Raw genomic sequence first — 20,801 nt, 5'->3', positions numbered from 1 at the left:
ATATCACCGGGTTTGCGCCGCCTCCACCGCCTCGACCGCGTTGCCCTCGCTCACATAGTGATAGAAGCGCCCTTCGAACATCTCGAGGACTTCCAGCGTCGCTGCGCGCGCGGCATCGCGGGCGGGTGAGGCCAGCGCTTCAGCCAGGGCCTCGCGGCTTGGATAGTCGATCTGCTGCATCATGACGATCGGAGGCGCGCCCTCGTCCGCGTCTTCAATGTAGAACAGGCGGACATCAAGCGCGTGCGGAAAGGCCTTCCAGGCTGGACCCAGCCGCGTGACCACGGCATGTTTGAATGCCTCTTCACGGCCCGGCTTGATCATGCCCTCGAAGACGGCGGTGCGGGTAATCATGCGAATTGCTCCGGGTTCATGGCTATATGCAGCTTGACGACCTGCGAACGATCGCCTGCCCGTTCAAAGGCAGTGACGGAATCGGCGAGCGGAAAGGTACCCGAAAGGATCGGGGTGACGTCGATCGCGCCCGACACGATCAGATCGACCGCAAGCCGGAATTCGCCATTGGCACGAAACGCTCCCACGAACTCGATCTCGCGCGCCTGAAGCCTGTTGACGGGGACCGGAGCATCGCCGGGCGGAAGCATGCCGACCTGGACGATACGACCGCCGCGCCGCACGAGGTCGAACAACGAGCCAAGCGCCGCTGCCGCGCCCGATGCCTCGAAGGCGACATCGAAATGATCCTTCATCGCCAAGAGCGCGTCCGGCGCGCTGGCCACGTTGACGGTGCGATCCACCCCCATGCGACGCGCCACTTGCAGAGCGGCATCCTCGATGTCGGTAGAGACGACTTCCAGCGCGCCTGCCCATTTCGCACAACGCGCGGTCAGCAATCCAATCGGCCCGGACCCGGTGACCAGGACCCTCTTCCCCATCAGCGCGCCTGCCCGGGCAACGGCGTGCAAACCGACCGAGAGCGGCTCCGCAACCGAGAGCCGGAGCAGATCGGCATCGTCGGGAACCGGGATGATCTGATCGGCCCGAAGCACGAGATGCTGGGCGAACCCGCCCTGGACATGCGGGAAGCGGCCTGCACTGCCGAGGAAGTACATATCCTCGCACAAGTTCATCCGGCCGGCACGACACTGCGCGCAGGTCAGGCACGGCCGGCTCGGATCCAGGGCAGCGCGCATGCCCGGACGCAGCCCTTCGACGCCGGCACCGCATTCGGCGATTACGCCGGAAATCTCGTGCCCCAGCACCATCGGCTCCCGGACAACGTTGTCCCCCACCGACCCTCGGTGGAAGTAGTGCATATCGGAACCGCATATACCACCGTAAGCGACCGCCACGCGCACTTCGCCGTCAGCCAGCCCGCGGTCCTCCCGCTCCTCGACGCGCAAATCCTTCTTTCCGTGGCAAATCGCTGCAAGCATAACGCCCTCTCCTATTACGGTGGGACCGATACCATCGGTGACCATGCGTGGCAACACGTCAATCGGAAAAAGATAATTCCATCGTAAAAATGAGCGCTTACCGCATATCACCTCAATCTCGGGCAACTCGTTAAGACTTGTCATGTGACCGATCCCATACTAGGGCAAGGCCATGAAGGAGAGCATGTCGTGAACCTATTCAACCTTGAGGGCCGCAGAGCCCTCATCACCGGCTCCTCGCGCGGAATCGGCTATTCGATCGCGCAAGCCCTTGGGCAGGCCGGCGCCTCGCTGGTACTGAACGCGCGATCGCAAGATGCGCTCGGCTCGGCTGCCGATGCACTGCGCGGCCAGGGTTTCCGCGTAGCCACAAGCTGCTTCGACGTAACCGACCCGGATTCGGTGAACCGCGCCATCGAAGAGATCGAGAGCGAGGACGGCCCGCTGGATATCCTCGTCAACAACGCGGGAATCCAGCGCCGCGCGCCACTCGAGCAGTTCGATGACGACGATTGGCGCGCGCTGATGGCGACGAACCTGGACAGCGTCTATTTCGTGTCCAAGGCCGTTGCGCGTTCGATGATCGCGCGCGGTCGCGGCAAGATCGTCAACATCGGCTCGGTTCAGTGCGAACTCGCCCGCCCAGGAATTGCGCCCTATACCGCGAGCAAGGGGGCGGTAAGGAATCTGACCCGCGGCATGTGCGCCGACTGGGCGCGCCATGGGCTCCAGATCAATGCGATCGGACCGGGCTATTTCGCAACCCCGCTCAACAAGGCGCTGGTCGAGGATCCCGAATTCGATGCCTGGCTGCGTAAGCGCACGCCAGCGGGCCGCTGGGGAAATCTGGAGGACCTGCACGGCGCAGCCGTCTTCCTCTGCTCGGGCGCATCCGATTTCGTCAACGGCCAGACGCTTTACGTCGACGGCGGCATACTCTCGGTAATTTGAGCAGGAGACAGATTTTCATGGGGGATTCTTCCGCAGCCGTCGCACTGCAGCTGTGCCCGTTTTCACCGAATCTGGAAGCTGCGGTCGCGGCCCGCTTCCAGGTTCAGCGCTGGTTCGAGAAGGACGTTGCCGAACAGAAGGCCTGGCTTGCGCAAAATGCCGCGCAGGTTCGCGCAGTCGTGACAGGCGGACACATCGGCTGTCCGCCCGAGCTCATGGCCGCACTGCCTTCGCTGGGCATCGTCGCGATCAACGGAGTAGGCTTCGACAAGGTCGATCTCGCCGCAGCCCAATCCCGGGGCATTGCCGTCACGACGACACCCGGGACCTTGACGGATGACGTCGCGGATCTCGCCGTCGGGCTTGTCATCGCCATGCTCCGGGGACTGCCCTCGGCCGATGCCTACGTACGCCAGGGCCGCTGGCTGCAGGGTGACATGCCCCTGGCTCGCAAGGTCAGCGGACGCCGCTTCGGCATTCTGGGGCTGGGCCAGATCGGACTTGCGGTGGCGCAGCGCCTCGCCGCATTCGGTCCGATTGCCTATTGCGACGCCGGCCCCAAGCCGGTCGATTACGCTTACCATGCAAGCGCGGCCGAACTGGCCGAAGCCTGCGATGTCCTTATCGTGGCCTGCGCGGCTACGCCCGAGACTCGCGGAATCGTCAACGCCGAGATTCTCGCCGCGCTCGGCCGCGATGGATATCTGGTCAATGTCTCGCGCGGCGCGGTAATCGACGAGCCCGCCCTGACCCGGGCGGTGACAGAGGGCGTAATTGCGGGCGCGGCGCTCGATGTCTTCGCCGACGAGCCGAACATTCCCCAGCCGCTTGTCGATAGCGAAAGGACCGTTCTCACCCCCCACATCGCCAGTGCGACCGTCGAAACCCGGCAGGCCATGGCGGATCTCGTGGTGGCCAATCTGGACGATTTCCTGGCGGGAAGAGCTCCGCGCGCGGCACTTGCCCCACGATGAGCAGAACCGCCCTCATCACCGGTGCCGGTAGCGGGATCGGCCAGGCAGTCGCAGTGACCTTGGCGAAGCGAGGCTATCGTCTCGCTCTGGCGGGGCGCAGGATCGCGGCGCTGGAAGAAACGCGTGCGCTGCTTGGCGGGAGCGATCATCTTGCCATCGGCGCCGACGTAACCGATCCAGCCAGCGTGGATGCCCTGTTCGCTCGCACTGTTGACGGCCTGGGACGTCTCGACCTGCTTTTCAACAACGCCGGAGTGAGCCTTGGCGGTGCGATTGAAAGTTATGCGTACGAGGACTGGAAGCGCACCGTGGACACCAACCTGACCGGCGCCTTCCTGTGCCTTCAGGCCGCATTCCGCGTGATGAAGGCGCAGACTCCGAAGGGCGGTCGCATCATCAACAACGGATCGATATCGGCCCACGCCCCGCGGCCTGACTCGATCGCCTATACCGCGACGAAGCATGCCGTTACCGGCCTTACCAAGTCGTGCGCACTCGACGGCCGCGCACACGACATTGCCTGCGGCCAGATCGATATCGGCAATGCTGCCAGCGAAATGGCCTCGGCCATGGCCGAAGGAGTGCCTCAGGCCGACGGCAGCATCCGGACCGAGCCTCTCATGGATGCTGCCCGGGTCGGCGAGGCTGTCGCCTACATGGACAGCCTGCCGCTTGAGGCCAACGTTGCTTTCATGACCGTAATGGCTACCAAAATGCCGTTCATCGGCCGCGGATAATCCAGACGCGGCAACCACTTGGCGGCAGGACGAGGAGAAAGACATGAAAACGCCAGCACGGGCCGCGATCTGCAGTGGCCAGACCGAACCTTTCGCCATCGCCGATGTCGAGCTGGATGCGCTGCGCCCTGACGAGCTTCGGGTGCGTATCGTTGCCTGCGGCATCTGTCACACCGACCTTGCCGTGCGCGACGCGCAATTGCCGGTACCTCTGCCGATCGTCCTTGGCCATGAAGGTGCCGGCATCGTCGAGGAAGTGGGAAGCGCGGTGACCTCGGTCAGCCCCGGGGACCGGGTCGTCATGAGCTTCAACTCCTGCGGCGATTGCCCCAATTGCAGTGCCGACGCGCCGACATATTGCTACGAGTTCTTCCCCAACAACTGGTCGGGCGCGCGCCCCGACGGATCGCCCACGCTCTATCGCGACGGCTCCCCGCTCAATGGCAACTTCTTCGGCCAGTCAGCCTTCGCCACCCATGCTATCGCGCACGAGCGCAACGTCGTGCGCGTTCCCGCCAGCCTCGACGACACGCCGCTGGAAGTGCTCGCCCCGATCGGCTGCGGCCTGATGACCGGAGCCGGCGCGGTGTTGAATGCGATGGAAGTCCGCAAGGACATGCCGATTGCGATCTGGGGAGCAGGAACCGTGGGCATGGCCGCGATCATGGCGGCAAAGATCGCAGGTGCGCATCCCATCATTGCCATAGACGTGCACGATTCGCGCCTCGCCATGGCCCTTGAACTGGGAGCGACGCATGCCTTCAACGGCCGGAGCGACAACGTCGAGGAGTCTATTCGCGGGCTGTGTCCAAGCGGCCTTGGCTACGCCTTCGATACCACGGGCGTGAACAAGCTGATCGAGCTGGCCTTTTCCCTGCTGGCGCCGAAAGGCATACTGGGCATGGTCGGCGCCTCTGCGCCGGAAGACATGCTCGCCTTCAACGAAGCGACGTTCATGGGCCACGGCCGCCGCGTCATGGGCATCCTGGGGGGCGACAGCGATCTCCAGACATTCCTGCCCACATTGATGGATTACTATCGCCAGGGCCGCTTTCCGTTCGACCGGCTGATCGGCTTCTTCCCCTTCGAGCGGATCAACGAGGCGATTGCGGCCAGTGAAAGCGGCGATGTGATCAAGCCCGTCCTGCGGATGTCCTGACGCACCTTACGCAATTTCGTGGCGGAGCCGGGCAGCTGCGATGGCTTGCCATCGGTTGCAGAGATAGTGACCGGCTCCACCGCGTATCATACGTCCGCTCATGGCAGCGGCGACCACGGCGATTTCTTTGACGATGAACCGGTTCGCGCCCGCCTACCTGCTCTGGCCGAGGGTGGCGCAGCCTGTCAGCCGGGCAGTGTCGCGGTCTGGCGCAGGGCCTCGCCCAGCGCCAGCGCGGCTGCGGTCGCAAGGTTCAGGGAGCGGACTTCCGGGCGCAGGGGGATGCGCACGCGCGCGTCGCTGGCTTCGACCACGGACGGCGGGACGCCCGCGCTCTCCTTGCCGAACAGCAGGACATCGTCGGCGCGATAGGCGAAGTCATAGGACGATTGCGTCGTCTTGGTCGTGAACAGGACCAGCCTGCCCGAACCGATGGTGGCCCTGAAAGCCTCGAAGCCCGAGTGCCGGGTGATGCTGACGTGGTCGATGTAGTCCATCGCGGCACGGCGGACGCGGCGGTCGTTCCACGCGAACCCCATCGGTTCGATCAGGTCCACCGCGGTACCCATGCAGGCGCCCAGCCGCAGGATGGCGCCGACGTTTCCGGCAATCTCGGGTTCGAAAAGAGCAATGCGCATCGGCGCTGATTGGCGTCGCAATCGGGACCATGCAAGCCCGTTGCGCCACTGCCGGACCGCGACTTCCCCATGAATCGGGCCCAATCGGGTATGCGGTGCTTCATCCGGCGGCGCCTCTCCGGGCGAGCCCCGCTGCACGCCGGGCGCAGCGCCCCTTCAAAAGCCGTGCAAACGCGTGTATCGGGCCGCCATGCATCCTACCCAGACTCCCAAGACCTACCGGGTCAAGAGCTTCGGCTGCCAGATGAACGTCTATGACGGCGACCGCATGGCCGAACTGCTGGCCGAACAGGGCATCGCCCCCGCGCCCGAAGGCGAGGATGCCGACCTGGTCGTGCTCAACACCTGCCACATCCGCGAAAAGGCGGCCGAGAAGGTCTATTCCGACATCGGCCGCCTGAAGCGCGAGGACGGCTCTTCGCCGCTGATCGCGGTGGCCGGCTGCGTCGCGCAGGCCGAGGGCGAGGAGATCATGGCACGCGCGCCCAGCGTGAAGATGGTCGTGGGCCCGCAGGCCTACCACCGCCTGCCCGACATGATCCGCGAGGCCAGCGAGGGCCGCCGCGTCACCGATACCGACATGCCCGCAGAGACGAAGTTCGACGCGCTGCCGCGCCGTCGCCGCTCCGGGCCCACCGCCTTCCTCACCGTGCAGGAAGGCTGCGACAAGTTCTGCACCTACTGCGTGGTGCCCTATACCCGCGGCGCCGAAGTCTCGCGCCCGCATGGCGACCTGATCGAGGAGGCCAGGCGCCTCGTCGAAGCCGGCGCGCGCGAGATCACGCTGCTCGGCCAGAACGTCAATGCCTGGACCGGCGAGAACGCGAAGGGCCAGACGGTCGGCCTCGACGGCCTGATCCGGGAACTGGCGCAGATCGCCGACCTCGCCCGCATCCGCTATACCACCAGCCATCCCAACGACATGACGCCCGGCCTGATCGCGGCGCATGGCGAGATCGAAAAGCTGATGCCCTTCCTTCACCTGCCGGTGCAGGCGGGCAACGACCGCGTGCTCAAGGCGATGAACCGCAGCCACTCGGCGGAAAGCTACCTGAAAATCCTCGAGCAGGTGCGCACGGCGCGGCCCGACATTGCGCTTTCGGGCGATTTCATCGTCGGCTTCCCCGGCGAGACCGATGCCGAATTCGAGGACACGCTCAAGCTGGTCGACGCGGTCGGCTATGCCCAGTGCTTCAGCTTCAAGTACTCGCCGCGCCCGGGCACGCCCGCCGCGACGATGGACGGGCAGGTCCCGCTGGCGGTTATGGATGAGCGCCTGCAGCGCCTTCAGGCCGCGCTCAACCGCGACCAGTACGCCTTCAATACCGCGACCGTGGGCAAGACCTGCTCCGTGCTGGTCGAGCGCAAGGGCAAGCACCCCGGCCAGTGGCTGGGCAAGTCGCCCTGGCTGCAGTCGGTCCACTTCGAGGCGGACGTACAGGTGGGAGACCTCGTCGAAGTCGAGATCACCAGCGCCGGGCCCAACAGCCTGGGCGCCGCCGCGCGGATGGTCGCCGCGGCGTGAGCGACGGCGTGGAGGGCCGCCAACCGCTCGTCCTGATCCCCGGCCTCGCCTGCGACGCCGCCTTGTGGGAAGCGCAGGTCTCCGGCTTGTGGGACATTGCCGAGTTCACCATCGGCGACACCTTGCGCGACGATTCGATCGCGGTCATGGCCAGCCGCATCCTCGCGAACGCGCCGGAGCGGTTTGCCGTCGCCGGCCTGTCGATGGGCGGCTACGTCGCGCTGGAGATCTGGCGGCAGGCCCCGGGCCGCGTCACTCGCCTTGCCCTGCTCGACACCAATGCCCGCGCCGACAATCGCCACACCTCCGCCATGCGCCGGGGCACGATCGCGGCGGCCGAGCAGCGCGGCTACGAAGCCGTTGCCCGCGAGGGGCTGGCGCGGCTGGTGCATCCCGAGGCGCCGGAAGACCTGCGCGAACAGGTCGTCGCCATGGCGCTGCGGACCGGCTTCGAGGTCTATGCCCGCCAGCAGAACGCGATCATCACCCGCCCCGATTCGCGCGACGACCTGCCGGCGATCAAGGTCCCCACCCTGGTCCTCGTCGGCGAGCAGGATGCGCTGACGCCGCCCGCGCTTTCGGAAGAGATCGCCGCCGCCATTCCCGGCGCCGTGCTGGAGCGAATAGCCGACAGCGGCCACCTTTCCGCCATGGAGCAGCCCGCAGCCGTGACCGCGGCGATGCGCCGCTGGCTCGAACGTCCCGCCTGAGCTCAAACGTCCCGCCTGAGAACGTACGTGCGGTGCTTACGCGCCGGGCTTGAGCGGTTTGAGCGGTTTGTCCGCGATCAGTTCCTTGCCGATCGAATCGACCGGCTCCGCCGGGCTGACCGTCGGGTTGCGGGCATAGGCCTTGCCATCGAAGGGGACGCGCATGATGCCGCCCGGCCTGCCGCCGCCCGAAACCGAGACGGCAAGGTCCTTCCAGCCGTTCGTCTTGCTGGACAGCACGCCTACCGGAAGCTGGACCACCGAGAGGTCGCCGACCTGCCTGTAGCCTTCTCCATCGCGCTTGAGCACGACGAGATTGCAGCCGCCCGTCCCGCACATCATCGGGCCGCCGACATAGGCGAGCACTTCATCGACGCCGTCGCCGTCCAGATCGGCCTCGGCGCGGGCGTACTGCAGCGAATCGGTCTGACCGCCCAGATCCTTCGCGGCGCTTTCTTCAAGCCAGCTTTCGACCGTAACCGGCGTGACCGCGGCTTCGGAGGCCTCGCCGGTCGCGGTTGCGCTGGTCTCGGGAGCGGGTTCCTCGCCCTTGCACGAGGCGAGCAGCAGGGCCGGGACGGCCAAGAGGGCGAGCGGAAAAATGTGCTGGCGGTTCATGGGACATGGATAGCCTTGGTCCTTCGCCCCGGCAATGCGCCTTGCCTCGATCCGGCTTGCGGCCGGCCCATCCCGCAGGATCCGGGGAGGTTTATGGGTTATCCACCAGGAATCGATCTGCGCCGGGTGCGCGAGAGCTTGCAAGCTGCCCGGAGCGGGACCATCTTCGCTTACAGAACAGCACACGTTTTGCCCGAAAGGAGCGCATGGCCCGCAAAGCAGCCCGTGCCGATGACCCGGCGCAGTTCAGGCCCGAAACCCACCGCCGGGCCCGTGTCGAAATACAATTCGACGAACCCACGCTGCTAGGCGCCCTGTTCGGCCAGTTCGACGCCAATCTCGTACAGGTTGAGAACCGGCTCGGCGTTTACATCGCGGCGCGCGGCAATCGCATCCAGATCGAAGGTCCGGAAGATGCCGTGGCCAGGGCCCGCGAAACTCTCACCGGCATGTACCACCGCCTCGAACAAGGACAGGATCTCGATGCAGGCGCAGTCGAATCATTGATCACGATGTCGGCCGAACCCACGCTCGAAGGCATCATCTCCGGCGACCAGGGCGCGCCGCCGATCATGATCCGCACCCGCAGGAAAACGATCGTGCCGCGCTCGGCGACGCAGATCGACTACATGCGCGCGCTGGCCCGTTCGGACGTCATCTTCGCGCTCGGCCCGGCCGGCACCGGCAAGACCTACCTTGCCGTCGCACAGGCGGTCAGCCAGCTCATGACCGGTTCGGTGCAACGCCTGATCCTCTCGCGCCCGGCAGTCGAAGCCGGTGAGAAGCTGGGCTTCCTGCCCGGCGACATGAAGGACAAGGTCGATCCCTACCTGCGGCCCCTGTACGACGCGCTCTACGACTGCATGCCGCCCGAACAGGTGGAACGACGCCTCGCCTCGGGAGAGATCGAGATCGCGCCGATCGCCTTCATGCGCGGCCGCACGCTGGCCGATGCCTTCGTCATCCTCGACGAAGCGCAGAACACCACGCGCGAGCAGATGAAGATGTTCCTCACCCGCTTCGGCCAGAACAGCCGCATGGTCGTCTGCGGCGACCCCAGGCAGGTCGACATCCCCGGCGGCGACCGCATGAGCGGCCTGGCCGACGGCGTCCAGAAGCTGGAAGGGATCGACGGCATCAACGTCACCCGCTTCACCGCCGCCGACGTTGTGCGCCACCCGATCGTCGGGCGGATCGTCGAGGCTTACGAGGGACCTCTGTCGCAGTACGACGAGAGCAAGTAGGGCAGTTTCGGTTCGGCCCTGTCTGTGTAGTCGCTGGATCCCCGCCTTCGCGGGGATAGCGGCTGACGGCTGTCGTTCGCGTCCTGCCCCAGCCAGTTGACCTCTCGTCATCCCCGCGTACTCCAGTCTTCCCCCCGCCCCCCGTCATCCCCGCGCGCCCGTCATCCCCGCAAAGGCGGGGATCCAGCTTCCTTGCACCGCCGCAAACCGCTAGAGGCAGTAGCGATGAATCTCGAAATCGATATCGAAGAGCCCTGGCCGGAAAGCACCGATTGGGCGGAGCTGACCGAGCGCGCCTGCGCGGCTCTGGCACAGGTGGCGCCCGAGCTCGCGAATCCGCGGCTCGTGACGAGCGTGCTGTTCACCTGCGACGCCGAAGTCCACGTCCTGAACCGCGAATGGCGCGAAAAGGACAAGCCGACCAATGTCCTTTCCTTTCCGATGCTTGAGCGCGATCAGGTACTCGAACTGGAAGCCGATGGCCCGCCCGAGATGCTCGGCGACATCGCTCTCGCCTTCGAGACCTGCGCCCGCGAAGCCGCGGAAAAGGGCATATCGGTCGAGGATCACGCCAGTCACCTCGTCGTTCACGGACTGCTCCACCTGGCCGGCCACGACCACGAGATTTCCGATGCCGATGCCGAAGCAATGGAAGCACTGGAGACGAAAGCACTTGCCCAATTGGGGATCGCCGACCCATATGACGACTGAATCAGGTTTGAAGGGGTAACCAGTCACGATGGCCGACAATGGCCGCCACACCGAGCCCGGCTCGGGAGATCCGGACAGTAGCGGCACGCTTTGGCGTGTCTTCCGGAGACTTTTTCACGCAGACGCAGATCAGTCGCTCAGGGCGCAGATCGAAGACGTCATCAACGAACACGAGGGCGACGCCGAACATGGGGCGCAGCCCAACGGCGACCTGTCGCAGCTCGAGCGGCAGATGCTGCGCAACCTCCTGCACTTCAGCGAGCACGATGCCGACGACGTCGCGGTGCCGCGCGGCGACATCATTGCCATCCCGGCCTCGGCATCGTGGGAAGAAGTGGTCGAGGCCTTTGCGGAACACGGTCACAGCCGCATGCCGGTTTACGGGGAATCGCTCGACGAGATCCGCGGGATGATCCACATCAAGGATATCTTCCCGATCCTCGCGCGTGGACTGCCGGCGCCGGCCGACTGGACCAGCCTGATGCGCCAGCCGCTCTACGTGCCGCAGGCGCGCGGGGCGCTGGACGTACTGGCCGACATGCGCGCACGCCGCACGCACCTGGCCGTCGTGATCGACGAGTACTCGGGGACCGACGGCATCATCACCATCGAGGATCTCGTCGAAGAAATCGTCGGCAGTATCGAAGACGAACACGACGATGCGCCCGAAGAACTTCTGCTGCCGCTGGAAGACGGCATGTGGGATGCCGACGCCCGCGTGGAACTCGATGAAGTTGCGGAACGAATCGATCCACGACTTGCCGAAGTTGAAGAAGCAGTAGATACACTGGGCGGCCTCGCATTCGTACTGGCTGAGCAGGTTCCACAGGTCGGAGCGATCCTGGAACACGACAGCGGCTGGCGAATCGAGGTAACCGAAGGAAATGAGCGACACGTCACCCGATTACGGTTGCATCCGCCGGTAGAGGAGCTCGAGAGCGCAACAGACTGAAGCCGTCATCTGCCCAGCAGTTGACTCGTGACCGGATGAAAAGACGAAACATTGCCCGTACGCCGCCTCCCCCCTCTGCGCGCACTTGAAGCCTTCGTGCGCGTCGTCCGCCTTGGTTCGGCCAAGGCGGCAGCCAGTGAACTTGCCCTGTCGCCCTCCGCCCTCTCCCGCCGCGTCGCCGCGCTGGAAGATTTCACAGGCAAGCGCCTGTTCACCCGCCAGCACCAGGCGATGAAGCTGACCGACGAAGGACAGGCTTTCTACAACGTCGTCGGCCCCAAGCTGGAAGAACTGGCCGAAGCCGTCGAATCGCAGATCGACCGCGGCCAGGTCCTGCGCCTGCACCTTGGCGTGCCGACCCTGTTCGGCGGCCAGCGCCTGTTCCCGCGCCTGCCCGAACTGCGCAAGCTGCATCCGCGCCTGCATATCGACATCGATACCGGCGCCCACCTCGAGGATCGCGTCGGCGACACCCTCGACGCGGCGATCATCCTGGCTAAGGAGCCCGATCCCAATTTCTACCGGATCCAGCTCGACCACAACAAGGTCTATGGAATCGTGTCCAGAGGACTTGCCGAGGAAATCGGTTCAGCACCCGATGTCGAGACGCTCTCGAAGCAGACCATCCTGATCCACAACGACCTGTTCGACAGTTTCGAGGCCTGGAAGACCGCAATCGGCATGCCGCAGCTCGAACCGGCATCGATCGACCGCTTCGACTCCGGCCAGCTCGTCCTCGAGGCAGCTGCGCAAGGGCTGGGCATCGCGATCATGCACGACGACCACTTCCGCCGCTCGCACGACAATCGCCTCGCCCGCCTGTTCGACATCGATGTCGAGAGCCCGTACCGCTACTGGTTCGTCTGCCGTCCCAAGGCGCTGGAAACCCGCCCGGTGCGCATCTTCCACGAGTGGCTGCTGCAGGCGGGGCTCTGAGCCGGGTAGCGCCGCAGGCCTTGACAGGCTCAGCTTGAACCTGCCGAAGGACGGGATTGCTGGCACCGAGCCAACGAAAAAGGGGCGCCCCGGCCGGGGCGCCCCTTCCTGCATTCGAACCGGTAGGGCTCAGCCTTCCGATACCGTCGCCTTGACGATCTTGCCCGGCTCGCGCGGCGGCTCGCCCTTGGGCAGCGCATCCACGTGTTCCATGCCTTCGACCACCTGACCCCAGACAGTGTACTGCTTGTCGAGGAAGGTGGCGTCGTCGAAGCAGATGAAGAACTGGCTGTTGGCCGAGTGCGGGTAGCTGGTGCGAGCCATCGAGCAGACGCCGCGCACATGGGGCTCTGCGTTGAATTCGGCCTGCAAGTCCGGCTTGTCCGAACCGCCCATGCCGGTGCCCTGCGGGCAGCCGCCCTGTGCCATGAAACCGGGGATCACGCGGTGGAACTTCACGCCGTCGTAGAAGCCCTCGCCGGTCAGCTCCTTGATGCGCTCGACGTGGCCGGGGGCCAGGTCGGGGCGAAGCTTGATCTTGACGTCGCCACCGCCGCTGCCGGTGTCGAGAGTGAGCGTCAGGTATTCGTCGGCCATCTGTAATCTCCTGTTGTCCGCGTCGATGCGGATCCGGGCACCGGCCCGATATAGGCTGCGTCTCGCCAATGTCACGCGCGCCTGTCCGGAACAAGTATCCGAACAGCTATCTTCCGCGGCCCTTCCTTCGCCTGTTGCAATTGCGAAATTGGCGCTTAGACCGGCGCTTATGAGCGGCGCGGACCTCGACGACGAACTGAAGCAGGACGATGCCGTCGCTGCAGAGGCAGAAGCGGAATCGCCTGCGCCCGAGAGCGAGAGCCTCGACGAGGAGAACCGCCTCAAGCCCGAATTCGTGCGCAACGTCATGGATGCGCTCGACGAGGAGGACTCCGACCGCGTCTACGAACTGGTCGAACCGCTCCACCCGGCCGACATCGCCGACCTTTTAGAGCTGGTCGACGAGGATGAGCGCCTCCAGCTCGCCCGCTCGATTCGCGACCTCATGGGCGTCGAGGTCATCGCCGAACTCAACGACTGGGTCCGCGAACTCCTGATCGAGGCGCTGCCGGCCGACGTCGTCGCCGAAATTGCCGAGCAGCTCGACACCGACGACGCCGTCGCGATGATCGAGGATCTCGACCGCGAGGACCAGCAGGCGGTCCTTGCCGAACTCGATCCCGAAGACCGCGCCGCGATCGAGGCCGCGCTTTCCTATCCCGAGGAATCCGCCGGCCGTTTGATGAGCCGCGAGTTCGTCGCGGTGCCCGAGACGATGACGGTGGGCGATCTCATCGATTTCCTGCGCGAACACCGCGAACTGCCGACCGAGTTCTGGGAAGTCTTCATTGTCGACGCGATGCACCGCCCGGTCGGCACTTGCGCGCTGTCCTGGATTCTGCGCTGCCCGCGCAACATTCCGCTCTACGACGTGATGTCGCGCGACCAGACGCTGATCCCGGTCGACATGGACCAGGAAGAAGTGGCTCTGCGCTTCCAGAAGTACGCGCTGATCTCCGCTGCGGTGACCGATTCCGCCGGGCGCCTGATCGGCCAGATCACCGTCGACGACATCGTCCACATTATCCAGGAAGAGGCGAGCGAGGACATCCTGCGCCTGTCCGGTGCCGGTGATGGCGACATCAACGAGCCGATCCTGATCACCGTGCGCGCGCGCCTGACCTGGCTGTGCGTCAACCTTGCCACCGCGATTCTGGCATCGTCCGTGGTCGGACTGTTCCAGGGCGCGATCACCCGGTTCGCGCTGCTTGCGGTGCTCATGCCGATCGTATCGGGGATGGGCGGCAATGCCGGGACGCAGACGCTGGCCGTGGTGGTGCGCGCCATCGCCACCAACCAGCTGACCGATTCCAATACCGTGCGCATGATCCTGCGCGAACTGCGCATCGCCACGGCCAACGGCGCTGCGCTCGGCCTGCTGATCGGCGGGGGCACCACGCTGTTGTTCTCCAACCCGCTGCTGGGCGCCGTCATCGGGGCGGCCATGGTGATCAACAACCTCGTCGCCGGTCTTGCCGGCATCCTCGTGCCGGTCACGCTCGACCGCTTCCGCATCGACCCGGCCGTATCGTCCGCGGTTTTCGTCACGACGGCCACCGACACCATGGGATTTTTCTCGTTCCTCGGCCTTGCCGTGCTGACCGGACTCGCCTGACCCACCGCGAATACCTATCTTCGTTCCCATGCCGCTGCACATGACCAAGATCGCCTATTCCGCCGAGAGCCCGGCGGACCTGCGCGCATGGCTGGAAAGCCACGCAGACATCGGCGAAGCGCGCCTGACGACGCGCTACCTGCCCAAGCGGCACGAGGAAATGGCGGGCGGTTCGCTTTACTGGATCTACGAACACGCCCTCATCGGCCGCTCCCCGATCCTCGGCTTCGAACAGCGCGAGGACGGCCGCTGGTGGATCCGCCTCGCCCCCAAGCTGATCCCGGTCGTGACCAAGCCCAAGCGCGCCCACCAGGGCTGGCGCTATCTCAAGGAAGAGGACGCCCCGCGCGACCTGGGCGACGGCGAAAGCTCGGGCGATATCATGCCGCCCAAGCTGGCGCGGGAACTGGCAAGGCTCGGCCTCGTCTGAAGGTTGGGCGCCAAGGGCCGGCTTCCTCCTTGCCGCGCCCTGAGCGGAGCCTCAGCCCCGGTCGATCCACCAGCGCATGAGGACATGGGCAATCGCCGTCTTCGGCGGCGCACCGAAGGCCCGGCCCAGTTCGCCGCGGCCGATCGCCTCGAGGGCATCGACCACGTCCTCGCGGCTGAACCAGCGGGCATCGTCCAGTTCGGTTTCGTCGATGGTTATCTCGGTCGTCTCGGCATAGGCGTGGCAGCCGATCATCAGCGAGGACGGGAACGGCCAGGGCTGGCTGGCGATGTAGGTCACGTCGCGGACCCGGATCCCGGCTTCCTCCAGCACTTCGCGGGCAACCGCCTCCTCTATCGTCTCGCCCGGCTCGACGAAACCGGCAAGCGTCGAATAGCGTCGCTCGGGAAAACGCGGCTGGCGCCCCAGAAGCACCTTGTCCTCATGCTCGACCAGCATGATCGTGACCGGATCGACGCGCGGAAAGTGCTCCGCACCGCATGTTTCGGAGGTGCAGGTGCGCTGCCAGCCGCCCTTGGCGAGCCGCGTGGGCTGCCCGCATACGGCGCAGAAGCGGTGACGCGCATGCCAGCCGACCAGCGAGCGGGCGCCGCCATAGGTCGCCAGTTCGCCCGCGCCCAGAACCGACATTGCATTCCAGCTAGCCGGTCCGGCATGGGGACTGCCCGAGGGATAGGACGATCGCACTTCGGCAAAACAGCCGCGTTCGCCATCGAGGCCGAGGAACACCAGGTCGCTGTCGGGCGCGGCATCGGCAAGGCTGCCCCATTCCAGCGCGCCATCGGGCGTCAGCACCGGGTCGAGCCCATCCATGCGCAGCAGCCGCGCCTTCCACGTCATCAGGGCATCGAGCGCGGCAGGATCGCTGCGGACATGATCGGCGCGGTCGAGGTGCGATCCGGAGAAGGCAATCGGGGTAGAATCGAGGGCAATCACGTCAGCGTTTCTCCAGCATGGCCATGACATCGGCTTTGAGTGCGGCCTGGAACTCGGGAAGCAGTCCCACCGCGTTGGGCGGCATGAACTGCACGAATATCTGCGAGCGCAGGGCATGGACCATATCGACCATGCCGACCGTGCCCGCCGCGCCCGACCAACCGTAGATCCCGGCCTCGCCGCCGCGCCCGACGCGCCCCCCGGCGCCGAAACCTGCCGCCCCGCCGAACGCGGCCGGGATCGTCACGCCAGCGGGCAGGAGATCGCTGGTGCCGGTGCGCACGGCCTGTGCAGCGAGCACGCGCTGCCCGTCGATCGTACCCGACTGGGCAAGCATGCGCAGGAACCGGTCGTAGTCGCGCGGCGAACTGACAAGGCCCGCCCCGCCGAAGGGGAACGGCGGCTTATCGAGAAAGATCGAATCCATCCCGCTATCGATTGGCACCAGCAACTTGCCGAGCGCGCCATAGTTGGTGGTCAGGCGGGCGGCATCGGACTGCGGCACCTGGAAGAAGGTGCTCGACATCCCGGCGGGTTCGAAGATCGTTTCGCGCAGGTAATCGGCAAAGCTGCGCCCGCTGGCCACTTCGATCACCCGGCCCATCAGGTCGAGCCCCATGGAATAGCTCCAGCGCGTGCCGGGGTCGGCCACCAGCGGCACTTCGGCAAGCCGGTCGGCAAAGCGATCGAGGCCGTGGACCGACTCGCCTTCGAACACGCCGGGAATCTTCATGCGGCTGATCTGGCCCGCGACAAGGCCCTTGCGCTCCATCAGGTCCTTGATCGGCCCTTTCTGGATGATCGTGTAGCCGATGCCCGAGGTGTGGGTGAGCAGGTGCCGGATCGTGATCGGCGAGCGGGCCGGGTGCAGCGCGGCAACCGATCCGTCGTATGTGTCCTGCACCTGCATGTGCCGATACTGCGGCAGGATGTCGTAAAGCGGCTGGTCGAGACCGAGCCTGCCTTCGCTGACAAGCTGCATGGCGGCCATGCCGGTAATCGGCTTGGTCATCGAATAGATGCGGAACAGGCTGTCCGCCGTCACCGCATCGCCATCGGTGAAGCCTTCCGAACCGCGCGCGACATATTGCGGTTCGCGCCCCGGGATACCGAGCGAAGCGACCATGCCGGGAAACTTGCCCGGCCCCACCCAGCGCTCCACCACCGCGCGCACTTGCGGCAGCAGGTCCGGATCGGCAGCGGCGAGCGCAAGGCGCGGCATCAGCGCAGCGCCGATCCCGGCACAGGCGCCCATGCGCAGCAGCGCGCGCCGGTCCATCGCGGCCTCGAGCTGGGCAAGGGTGCGAATCATACCCTCTCTCCCGTTCCGGCGAGCGCCAGATGCGCCGCCTTGGCGAAAAGCGTCGGCAGGCCGGCCTCCCCGATCCGGTCCAGCGGCCACCACTCGCCATCTTCGGCGGGAAGACTATCGCATTGATTGCCGAGATAAACCGCAAGGTTCAGCTCTAGCGAGAAGTGCGTGAAGACGTGGCCGACCTTGCCGGCGCTTTCCCACGGTCCGTCCAGCGGCCCTTCACCGGTGCCGTCGCCGCGCGAATGCCAGCCGTCGTCGGGCAGCGCCCGCATCCCGCCAAGCATCCCCTTGCCGGGACGGCGCACCAGCCAGACGCGTTCGTCGCGCTCGATCCAGAAGGCCCTGCCCCGGCGCGCCGGCTTGGCCTTTTTGGGCGCCTTGACCGGGAAGCGCTCCGGCTCGCCAAGTGCCCGCCCCTCGCACTCGACCGAAAGCGGGCAGAGCAGGCAGCGCGGCGCCCGGCTGGTGCACACGGTCGCGCCCAGATCCATCATCGCCTGTGCGAAGTCTCCGCTGCGCCGCTCCGGCGTGATCGCATCGGCCTTCTCGCGGATTGCGGTCCGTCCACCCGGCAGCGGCGTATCGAGGGCGAAGAGCCGGGCGACGACGCGCTCGACATTGGCGTCGACCACCACCGCGCGGCGGCCGAAGGCGATGGCGGCAACCGCGGCGGCAGTATAGGCGCCCAGCCCCGGCAGCGCGCGCAGTTCCTCCTCGCTATCGGGAAAGCGCCCGCCGCGCGCCGCGACCTCGCGCGCGCAGGCCAGCAGGTTGCGGGCACGGGCGTAGTAGCCAAGTCCCGCCCAGGCGGCCATGACCTCCTCGTCCGGCGCGGCGGCCAGCGCGCTCACGTCGGGCCAGCGCCTCGTGAATTCGGCAAAGTAGTCCTTCACCGCGGCAACGGTGGTCTGCTGCAGCATGACCTCCGAGAGCCAGACGCGGTAGGGATCGGGAGACGGCGCACCCGGGCGCGCACGCCACGGCAGGTCCCGCGCATGGGCGTCATACCAGTTGAGAAGCTTGCGCGAGATCGTATCGGAACTGGCTTCCATGGGCCCGCTATGGCATTGCAGCGCCGGTAATGGAACGGGATCGCGGCAAACAATCGAGCAAACCGGGCAAGACCTCGCCCGCCCTCAAGCGCTACGAGCGTCCGCGCGGCGGGCAGGCGCGCGCGATATCGGACCTGATGCCCGAAGTCGGGCGCACCGCCTTTCGCCGTTTCGGCTTTGTCCAGTCCAGCGTGGTGACCCGCTGGCCCGAGATCGTCGGTGCCCGCCATGCCCGGGTCTGCTCTCCCGAATCGATCCGCTTCCCGCCCGGCGAAAAAAGCGACGGCATTCTCCAGCTCGTCGTGCTGCCCGCCCATGCCCCGATGATCCAGCACGTCATTCCCGAGATCATCGACCGGGTGAACCGCTTCTTCGGCTACAATGCGGTGGCCAGGGCCAAGATCCGGCAAGGCGAGGTTAAGGCGCCGCCTGCTTCAGACCGCAGGTCTGCTCCGCCTTCGCTAAAACCGGTGCCGATGGAACTGGGAGAATCGCTGCGCGACATCGGCGACCCGGAACTTCGGGCCGTGCTGGAATCGCTGGCGCGGAGCATGGCTGCCAAGGAAGACCAGAAGGACAAGTGATGAAGCCGTCATTCGTGAAGTCCATTGCCCGTAACGCCGCCCGTACGATCGCCCTTGCCTCCTGCGCCGCGCTGAGCCTCGCCGCCAGCCCGCCCCAACCTGCACCTAAGCCCACGCCCACCGCAAAAGCGAGGCAGCAGCTTGCCGCGAAGGGCAACTGGAACGGCACGATGGGCGTGACGGCGGACGGCAGCCATACGCTGGGCAATCCCGACGCACCGATCAAGATGACAGAGTTCGTCAGCTACACCTGCCCGCACTGCGCCGTGTTCCACCGCGAAGCGGACCCGGTGCTGCGCACGACGCTGATCCCCAAGGGTCAGATCCAGGTCACCGTCACCAACCTGCTGCGCAACCCGATCGACCTGACGATCGCGATGCTGACCTCTTGCGGCGATCCGAACCGCTTCTGGGTGCGCCACAATGCGTTCTTCGCCTCGCAGGACCAGTGGCTCGCCACCGCGCAGAAGATGACGCCGGAACAGCTTGCGCGCTGGGGACAGGGTGAAATCCCGGCCCGCATGCGCGCCATCGCCGGCGACCTTGGCTTCTACGCCAAGATGCAGCAATGGGGCATCGACCGCGCCCGGGCGGACCGCTGCCTCAACGACGCCTCGATGCTCGACAAACTGCGCGCGCAGCAGTCGGCCGCCGGATCGCTGGGGCTGACCGGCACGCCCAGCTTCGTCATCAATGGCGAAGTGCAGCAGGTTCACGATTGGGAGCATCTCTCGAAACTGCTCAGCGACCGCGCCGCGGCGCTGCAGGCCGGCAGGATCTAGACCGCGAAATCGGTGCTTTCGCCGAATTGCGGGGGTTAGCTGTGGAGATGTCCCCTCCCGGCCCCCGCACGCCCTTGATCTGTCCGGACCATGGGTTAGCCATTTTCAATTCGCAAAGGATTCGCTTCGATGACCCGTTTTCGCTTCCGTAACGTCGCGCTGGGCCTGATCGCCGCTCCGCTCGCCCTCGGCCTGGCCGCCTGCGGCGACAAGAAGGACGAGACCGCGCCGGTTTCGAACGAGCCGATCGCCCCGATCGCCGCTCCCGCCGGCAAGAGCTGGTCGGACATGGTCGCCAAGACGGACGAAGGCGGCTATCGCCTCGGCAATCCCGGGGCACCGATCAAGCTCGTCGAATATGGCGCGCTGAGCTGCTCGCACTGCGCCGAATTCGCCAAGGAAAGCTTCGCCAAGCTGCGCGACGACTATGTCGCCAGCGGCCGCGTCAGCTACGAACTGCGCTACTTCATGCTCAACCCCTACGACGTGCCGGCCTCGCTGCTGGCCACTTGCGGGGCGACCGAGGCGGTGATCCCGCTCAGCGAACAGTTCTGGGCCTGGCAGCCCAACATGTTCCAGAACGTGCAGGCGCTGGGCGAGGACAAGCTCAAGGCCATCGGCGCAATGTCGCCGCCGCAGCAGATCCCGGCCATCGCGCAGGCATCGGGCATGACCGAATTCTTCGCCTCGCGCGGGATCGCGCTCGACCAGGCCAAGTCCTGCCTTGCCGACACCGCCAAGGCCAAGGCCCTTGCCGACCAGACCGAGAAGGCGACGAAGGAATTCAACGTCACCGGCACGCCCACGTTCATCATCAACGGCTCTTCGGTCGGTTCGATGGGCTGGGACGAGCTGGAAACCAAGCTGCAGCAGGCCGGCGCGCGCTGATGCGCCGGTTCTGGCTTCGATAAGGGCGA

The 20,801-nt window shown here is 65.9% G+C and carries 23 protein-coding genes; 15 read left to right on the top strand and 8 right to left on the bottom strand.

All coding sequences use genetic code 11. The features are described from left to right. Nucleotides 1-3: 3 nt before the first annotated feature. Both PP1Y_RS08880 and PP1Y_RS08875 read right to left on the bottom strand, forming a co-directional pair. On the bottom strand, nt 4-354 hold the full coding sequence (locus tag PP1Y_RS08880) for a hypothetical protein (protein ID WP_013831939.1): 351 nt from the start codon (nt 352-354) through the stop codon (nt 4-6). Further along, on the bottom strand, nt 351-1,397 hold the full coding sequence (locus PP1Y_RS08875; protein WP_013831938.1) for an L-idonate 5-dehydrogenase: 1,047 nt from the start codon (nt 1,395-1,397) through the stop codon (nt 351-353). The genes PP1Y_RS08880 and PP1Y_RS08875 overlap by 4 nt, the downstream gene beginning before the upstream one ends. Before the next feature lie 189 nt (nt 1,398-1,586). Between PP1Y_RS08875 and PP1Y_RS08870 the strand changes: the two genes are divergently transcribed. The 4 genes from PP1Y_RS08870 to PP1Y_RS08855 are packed head-to-tail and all read left to right on the top strand — an operon-like array spanning nt 1,587 to nt 5,218. Next, nucleotides 1,587-2,348 carry an SDR family oxidoreductase gene (locus PP1Y_RS08870; RefSeq protein WP_013831937.1) on the top strand — a complete coding sequence of 254 codons (762 nt, stop codon included), beginning with the start codon at nt 1,587-1,589 and terminating at the stop codon, nt 2,346-2,348. Between the two features lie 17 nt (nt 2,349-2,365). Next, complete coding sequence (locus tag PP1Y_RS08865) at nt 2,366-3,322, top strand: 2-hydroxyacid dehydrogenase (protein WP_013831936.1); 957 nt, start codon at nt 2,366-2,368, stop codon at nt 3,320-3,322. Continuing rightward, on the top strand, nt 3,319-4,059 hold the full coding sequence (locus PP1Y_RS08860; RefSeq protein WP_013831935.1) for an SDR family oxidoreductase: 741 nt from the start codon (nt 3,319-3,321) through the stop codon (nt 4,057-4,059). The genes PP1Y_RS08865 and PP1Y_RS08860 overlap by 4 nt, the downstream gene beginning before the upstream one ends. Nucleotides 4,060-4,102: 43 nt before the next feature. Continuing rightward, nucleotides 4,103-5,218: an NAD(P)-dependent alcohol dehydrogenase gene (locus tag PP1Y_RS08855; RefSeq protein ID WP_013831934.1), complete on the top strand. Its 1,116-nt coding sequence runs from the start codon at nt 4,103-4,105 to the stop codon at nt 5,216-5,218. Between the two features lie 185 nt (nt 5,219-5,403). Here PP1Y_RS08855 and PP1Y_RS08850 read toward each other — a convergent pair whose 3' ends face one another. Further along, the gene (locus tag PP1Y_RS08850) at nt 5,404-5,856 is read right to left on the bottom strand and encodes a tRNA (cytidine(34)-2'-O)-methyltransferase (protein ID WP_013831933.1); all 453 of its coding nucleotides are present in this window, start codon (nt 5,854-5,856) and stop codon (nt 5,404-5,406) included. Nucleotides 5,857-6,046: 190 nt separating this feature from the next. On the opposite strand from PP1Y_RS08850, the gene miaB reads away from it, so the two are divergent. Further along, nucleotides 6,047-7,381: a tRNA (N6-isopentenyl adenosine(37)-C2)-methylthiotransferase MiaB gene (gene miaB / locus PP1Y_RS08845; RefSeq protein WP_013831932.1), complete on the top strand. Its 1,335-nt coding sequence runs from the start codon at nt 6,047-6,049 to the stop codon at nt 7,379-7,381. Then, nucleotides 7,378-8,091, top strand: a complete 714-nt coding sequence (locus PP1Y_RS08840; protein ID WP_041558703.1) for an alpha/beta fold hydrolase — start codon at nt 7,378-7,380, stop codon at nt 8,089-8,091. Before miaB ends, PP1Y_RS08840 begins: the two co-directional genes overlap by 4 nt. Nucleotides 8,092-8,127: 36 nt before the next feature. Here the strand turns inward: PP1Y_RS08840 and PP1Y_RS08835 are convergent, their stop codons facing one another. Next, nucleotides 8,128-8,709 (bottom strand): hypothetical protein, encoded by a 582-nt coding sequence (locus PP1Y_RS08835; RefSeq protein WP_013831930.1) that lies wholly within the window; start codon nt 8,707-8,709, stop codon nt 8,128-8,130. Nucleotides 8,710-8,915: 206 nt separating this feature from the next. Here PP1Y_RS08835 and PP1Y_RS08830 point away from each other — a divergent pair, with 206 nt between their 5' ends. The 4 genes from PP1Y_RS08830 to PP1Y_RS08815 all read left to right on the top strand — a co-directional run bounded on the left by PP1Y_RS08830 (nt 8,916) and on the right by PP1Y_RS08815 (nt 12,552). After that, nucleotides 8,916-9,953: a PhoH family protein gene (locus PP1Y_RS08830; protein ID WP_007013097.1), complete on the top strand. Its 1,038-nt coding sequence runs from the start codon at nt 8,916-8,918 to the stop codon at nt 9,951-9,953. Between the two features lie 225 nt (nt 9,954-10,178). Further along, a complete protein-coding gene (gene ybeY / locus PP1Y_RS08825) occupies nt 10,179-10,664 on the top strand; it encodes an rRNA maturation RNase YbeY (RefSeq protein ID WP_013831929.1) in 486 nt (161 codons plus the stop codon). Nucleotides 10,665-10,692: 28 nt separating this feature from the next. Next, the gene (locus PP1Y_RS08820; protein ID WP_007013095.1) at nt 10,693-11,616 is read left to right on the top strand and encodes a hemolysin family protein; all 924 of its coding nucleotides are present in this window, start codon (nt 10,693-10,695) and stop codon (nt 11,614-11,616) included. Between the two features lie 51 nt (nt 11,617-11,667). Then, nucleotides 11,668-12,552: a LysR substrate-binding domain-containing protein gene (locus PP1Y_RS08815; RefSeq protein ID WP_013831928.1), complete on the top strand. Its 885-nt coding sequence runs from the start codon at nt 11,668-11,670 to the stop codon at nt 12,550-12,552. Nucleotides 12,553-12,681: 129 nt separating this feature from the next. Here the strand turns inward: PP1Y_RS08815 and PP1Y_RS08810 are convergent, their stop codons facing one another. Beyond that, nucleotides 12,682-13,149 carry a peptidylprolyl isomerase gene (locus PP1Y_RS08810; RefSeq protein ID WP_007013093.1) on the bottom strand — a complete coding sequence of 156 codons (468 nt, stop codon included), beginning with the start codon at nt 13,147-13,149 and terminating at the stop codon, nt 12,682-12,684. A gap of 169 nt (nt 13,150-13,318) precedes the next feature. Here PP1Y_RS08810 and mgtE point away from each other — a divergent pair, with 169 nt between their 5' ends. Beyond that, nucleotides 13,319-14,764: a magnesium transporter gene (mgtE, locus tag PP1Y_RS08805; protein ID WP_013831927.1), complete on the top strand. Its 1,446-nt coding sequence runs from the start codon at nt 13,319-13,321 to the stop codon at nt 14,762-14,764. 28 nt (nt 14,765-14,792) lie between these two features. After that, entirely contained in the window at nt 14,793-15,194 is a 402-nt protein-coding gene (locus PP1Y_RS08800; protein WP_007013091.1) for a DUF1489 family protein, read from the top strand. A gap of 51 nt (nt 15,195-15,245) precedes the next feature. On the opposite strand, the gene nudC is transcribed toward PP1Y_RS08800, so the two are convergent. From nudC to PP1Y_RS08785, 3 genes are read right to left on the bottom strand one after another with little or no spacing between them, the layout of a single operon-like run. Next, nucleotides 15,246-16,181 (bottom strand): NAD(+) diphosphatase, encoded by a 936-nt coding sequence (gene nudC / locus PP1Y_RS08795; protein ID WP_013831926.1) that lies wholly within the window; start codon nt 16,179-16,181, stop codon nt 15,246-15,248. After that, nucleotides 16,153-17,463 carry a serine hydrolase gene (locus tag PP1Y_RS08790; protein ID WP_041558701.1) on the bottom strand — a complete coding sequence of 437 codons (1,311 nt, stop codon included), beginning with the start codon at nt 17,461-17,463 and terminating at the stop codon, nt 16,153-16,155. Before PP1Y_RS08790 ends, nudC begins: the two co-directional genes overlap by 29 nt. Then, nucleotides 17,460-18,518, bottom strand: coding sequence for an A/G-specific adenine glycosylase (locus PP1Y_RS08785; RefSeq protein ID WP_013831924.1), 1,059 nt, complete (start codon nt 18,516-18,518; stop codon nt 17,460-17,462). Before PP1Y_RS08785 ends, PP1Y_RS08790 begins: the two co-directional genes overlap by 4 nt. A gap of 29 nt (nt 18,519-18,547) precedes the next feature. Between PP1Y_RS08785 and PP1Y_RS08780 the strand changes: the two genes are divergently transcribed. From PP1Y_RS08780 to PP1Y_RS08770, 3 genes are all read left to right on the top strand, one after another. Next, nucleotides 18,548-19,102: a DUF721 domain-containing protein gene (locus tag PP1Y_RS08780; protein ID WP_013831923.1), complete on the top strand. Its 555-nt coding sequence runs from the start codon at nt 18,548-18,550 to the stop codon at nt 19,100-19,102. Next, nucleotides 19,102-19,884, top strand: coding sequence for a thioredoxin domain-containing protein (locus PP1Y_RS08775; protein ID WP_013831922.1), 783 nt, complete (start codon nt 19,102-19,104; stop codon nt 19,882-19,884). The genes PP1Y_RS08780 and PP1Y_RS08775 overlap by 1 nt, the downstream gene beginning before the upstream one ends. A gap of 129 nt (nt 19,885-20,013) precedes the next feature. Then, the gene (locus tag PP1Y_RS08770; RefSeq protein ID WP_013831921.1) at nt 20,014-20,772 is read left to right on the top strand and encodes a thioredoxin domain-containing protein; all 759 of its coding nucleotides are present in this window, start codon (nt 20,014-20,016) and stop codon (nt 20,770-20,772) included. Nucleotides 20,773-20,801: the final 29 nt, after the last annotated feature.

Source organism: Novosphingobium sp. PP1Y, assembly GCF_000253255.1.
Taxonomy (GTDB): Bacteria; Pseudomonadota; Alphaproteobacteria; order Sphingomonadales; family Sphingomonadaceae; genus Novosphingobium.
The sequence above is the reverse complement of the archived record's forward strand: the minus strand, read 5'-3'. Positions and strand labels throughout refer to the sequence as shown.

Excerpts from the sequence above, each read along its gene's own strand:
- PP1Y_RS08850 (WP_013831933.1), bottom strand. The coding sequence starts at position 5,856 with ATGCGCATTGCTCTTTTCGAACCCGAGATTGCCGGAAACGTCGGCGCC.
- PP1Y_RS08780 (WP_013831923.1), top strand. The coding sequence starts at position 18,548 with ATGGAACGGGATCGCGGCAAACAATCGAGCAAACCGGGCAAGACCTCG.
- PP1Y_RS08775 (WP_013831922.1), top strand. The coding sequence starts at position 19,102 with ATGAAGCCGTCATTCGTGAAGTCCATTGCCCGTAACGCCGCCCGTACG.
- PP1Y_RS08880 (WP_013831939.1), bottom strand. The coding sequence starts at position 354 with ATGATTACCCGCACCGCCGTCTTCGAGGGCATGATCAAGCCGGGCCGT.
- PP1Y_RS08835 (WP_013831930.1), bottom strand. The coding sequence starts at position 8,709 with ATGAACCGCCAGCACATTTTTCCGCTCGCCCTCTTGGCCGTCCCGGCC.
- PP1Y_RS08800 (WP_007013091.1), top strand. The coding sequence starts at position 14,793 with ATGCCGCTGCACATGACCAAGATCGCCTATTCCGCCGAGAGCCCGGCG.
- PP1Y_RS08790 (WP_041558701.1), bottom strand. The coding sequence starts at position 17,463 with ATGATTCGCACCCTTGCCCAGCTCGAGGCCGCGATGGACCGGCGCGCG.
- mgtE (WP_013831927.1), top strand. The coding sequence starts at position 13,319 with ATGAGCGGCGCGGACCTCGACGACGAACTGAAGCAGGACGATGCCGTC.
- PP1Y_RS08875 (WP_013831938.1), bottom strand. The coding sequence starts at position 1,397 with ATGCTTGCAGCGATTTGCCACGGAAAGAAGGATTTGCGCGTCGAGGAG.
- PP1Y_RS08865 (WP_013831936.1), top strand. The coding sequence starts at position 2,366 with ATGGGGGATTCTTCCGCAGCCGTCGCACTGCAGCTGTGCCCGTTTTCA.
- PP1Y_RS08820 (WP_007013095.1), top strand. The coding sequence starts at position 10,693 with ATGGCCGACAATGGCCGCCACACCGAGCCCGGCTCGGGAGATCCGGAC.
- PP1Y_RS08770 (WP_013831921.1), top strand. The coding sequence starts at position 20,014 with ATGACCCGTTTTCGCTTCCGTAACGTCGCGCTGGGCCTGATCGCCGCT.
- PP1Y_RS08785 (WP_013831924.1), bottom strand. The coding sequence starts at position 18,518 with ATGGAAGCCAGTTCCGATACGATCTCGCGCAAGCTTCTCAACTGGTAT.
- ybeY (WP_013831929.1), top strand. The coding sequence starts at position 10,179 with ATGAATCTCGAAATCGATATCGAAGAGCCCTGGCCGGAAAGCACCGAT.
- PP1Y_RS08860 (WP_013831935.1), top strand. The coding sequence starts at position 3,319 with ATGAGCAGAACCGCCCTCATCACCGGTGCCGGTAGCGGGATCGGCCAG.
- PP1Y_RS08855 (WP_013831934.1), top strand. The coding sequence starts at position 4,103 with ATGAAAACGCCAGCACGGGCCGCGATCTGCAGTGGCCAGACCGAACCT.
- nudC (WP_013831926.1), bottom strand. The coding sequence starts at position 16,181 with ATGTCATGGCCATGCTGGAGAAACGCTGACGTGATTGCCCTCGATTCT.
- miaB (WP_013831932.1), top strand. The coding sequence starts at position 6,047 with ATGCATCCTACCCAGACTCCCAAGACCTACCGGGTCAAGAGCTTCGGC.
- PP1Y_RS08810 (WP_007013093.1), bottom strand. The coding sequence starts at position 13,149 with ATGGCCGACGAATACCTGACGCTCACTCTCGACACCGGCAGCGGCGGT.
- PP1Y_RS08830 (WP_007013097.1), top strand. The coding sequence starts at position 8,916 with ATGGCCCGCAAAGCAGCCCGTGCCGATGACCCGGCGCAGTTCAGGCCC.